This window comes from Nostoc favosum CHAB5714 (genome assembly GCF_020829495.1).
Lineage (GTDB): Bacteria > Cyanobacteriota > Cyanobacteriia > Cyanobacteriales > Nostocaceae > Nostoc > Nostoc favosum.
In genome coordinates this window covers 1,492-4,449 of record NZ_JAIVFQ010000206.1, presented here as the reverse complement: position 1 = coordinate 4,449, position 2,958 = coordinate 1,492, and the positions used below count along the sequence as shown (strand labels likewise).

1 rRNA gene is annotated in these 2,958 nt (G+C 51.9%); it reads right to left on the bottom strand.

Annotated features, from left to right (window positions below):
• Positions 1 to 26 precede the first annotated feature (26 nt).
• Positions 27 to 2,921 (bottom strand): 23S ribosomal RNA (locus LC586_RS39720).
• Positions 2,922 to 2,958 lie beyond the last annotated feature (37 nt).

Here is a 2,958-nt window from a genome sequence, read left to right as displayed (position 1 = left end):
ACGAATTACGAACTACGAATTATGTTGAGGTCAAGCCCTCGGTCTGTTAGCACGGCTCGGCTACATACATTGCTGCACTTCCACCTACCGCCTAGAAACGGGTGTTCTGCCCGTGACCTTACCCACTTTGTGTGGTGAGAGCACTCATCTTGAGGTGGGCTTCCCACTTAGATGCTTTCAGCGGTTATCCGCTCCGCACTTGGCTACCCAGCGTTTACCGTTGGCACGATAACTGGTACACCAGCGGTGCGTTCCTCCCGGTCCTCTCGTACTAAGGAGGACTCCTCTCAATGCTCTTACGCCTGCACCGGATATGGACCGAACTGTCTCACGACGTTCTGAACCCAGCTCACGTACCGCTTTAATGGGCGAACAGCCCAACCCTTGGGACGTACTTCCGCCCCAGGTTGCGATGAGCCGACATCGAGGTGCCAAACCTCCCCGTCGATGTGGACTCTTGGGGGAGATCAGCCTGTTATCCCTAGAGTAACTTTTATCCGTTGAGCGACGGCCATTCCACTCTGCGCCGTCGGATCACTAAGGCCTACTTTCGTACCTGCTCCACTTGTGTGTGTTGCAGTCAAGCTCCCTTTATGCCTTTACACTCGCCGCACGGTTTCCAAGCGTGCTGAGGGAACCTTTGCGCGCCTCCGTTACCTTTTAGGAGGCGACCGCCCCAGTCAAACTGCCCACCTGAAACTGTTCCCTGACCAGATAATGGTCATGGGTTAGAATTCTAGCTTCGCCAGAGTGGTATCTCACCGTTGGCTCTACACCCCCCACAAGGGATGTTTCATCGCCTCCCACCTATCCTGCGCAAGCCAAGCCCGAACACAATTCCAGGCTACAGTAAAGCTTCATAGGGTCTTTCTGTCCAGGTGCAGGCAGTCCGTATCTTCACAGACATTCCTATTTCGCCGAGTCTCTCTCTGAGACACCATCCAGATCGTTACGCCTTTCGTGCGGGTCGGAACTTACCCGACAAGGAATTTCGCTACCTTAGGACCGTTATAGTTACGGCCGCCGTTCACCGGGGCTTCGGTCGCTAGCTTCAAGGTTTCCCCCTGACCAACTTCCTTAACCTTCCGGCACTGGGCAGGCGTCAGCCCCCATACTGCGTCTTTATGACTTTGCGGAGACCTGTGTTTTTGGTAAACAGTCGCCTGGATCTCTTCACTGCGACCCACTTATGACGGTGGGCACCCCTTCTTCCGAAGTTACGGGGCCATTTTGCCGAGTTCCTTAGAGAGAGTTATCTCGCGCCCCTTGGTATTCTCAACCTCCCTACCTGTGTCGGTTTCGGGTACAGGTAACTGTAAGTTAACGTGTTTAGAGCTTTTCTTGGAAGCTAGACTATGCCACTTCCCCACCGTAGTGGGTCGTACTCACGCCTCAACTCGAAACGTTTTCGCCGTCTCTCAACATCTTGACGCTTGAACCGGTAACCAACATCCGGCTGACAATTATCTTCTCCGTCCCTCTGCACAACCTACAATTAGTACGGGAATTTTAACCCGTTGTCCATCGACTACGCCGTTCGGCCTCGCCTTAGGCCCTGACTAACCCTCCGGGGACGAACCTGGCGGAGGAAACCTTAGGGTTTCGGGGTATTGGATTCTCACCAATATTTGCGCTACTCAAGCCGACATTCTCACTTCCGTTTCGTCCACAGCTGCTTGCCGCTACTGCTTCTACCTACGACGGAACGCTCCCCTACCGATTAATCGTTATTATTAATCCCACAGCTTCGGTACATCGCTTAGCCCCGTTCATTTTCGGCGCGAGAGCGCTTGACTAGTGAGCTATTACGCACTCTTTCAAGGGTGGCTGCTTCTAGGCAAACCTCCTAGTTGTCTGTGCACTCTCACCTCCTTTATCACTTAGCGATGATTTGGGGACCTTAGCTGGTGGTCTGGGCTGTTTCCCTCTTGACAATGAAGCTTATCCCCCACTGTCTCACTGGCAATGTGTCCTCTGGGTATTCAGAGTTTGTCTCGATTTGGTACCGGTCTCCCAGCCCGCACCGAAACAGTGCTTTACCCCCCAGATATAATCATTACCGCTGCGCCTAAACACATTTCGGGGAGAACCAGCTAGCTCCTGGTTCGATTGGCATTTCACCCCTAACCACAGCTCATCCGCTGATTTTTCAACATCAGTCGGTGCGGACCTCCACTTGGTGTTACCCAAGCTTCATCCTGGCCATGGTTAGATCACCAGGGTTCGGGTCTATAAACACTGATTATCGCCCTTTTCAGACTCGGTTTCCCTTTGGCTCCAGCATTCTCGCTTTAACCTACCAGTGCCTATAAGTCGCCGGCTCATTCTTCAACAGGCACGCGGTTAGACTTTCAAATAGTCCTCCCACTGCTTGTAAGCTAACGGTTTCATGTTCTATTTCACTCCCCTTCCGGGGTTCTTTTCACCTTTCCCTCGCGGTACTGGTTCACTATCGGTCACACAGTAGTATTTAGCCTTACGAGGTGGTCCTCGCTGATTCACATGGGATTCCTCGTGCCCCATGCTACTCGGGATTCAGCTACTATCCTTTGACTTTCGACTACAGGACTTTCACCTTCTTTGGTGCAGTATTTAGCTGCTTCGTCTAGCCTCCAGATTCGATATTGCTGTCCCACTACCCCAATCGGTAAACCAATTGGTTTAGGCTTTTCCCCTTTCGCTCACCACTACTGAGGGAATCTCTTAATTGATTTCTCTTCCTCCAGCTACTAAGATGTTTCAATTCGCTGGGTTGGCTCTCTCCTGCCTATATATTCAGCAGGTAGTATTTAGGGTTGCCCCATTCGGAAATCTCCGGCTCTATGTTTGCTTCCAACTCCCCGGAGCATATCGTCGGTAACCACGTCCTTCATCGCCTCTGTGTGCCTAGGTATCCACCGTTAGCCCTTATTAGCTTGACCACTCAATTCATTTGGTGTTTCAATGATTGCATTCACT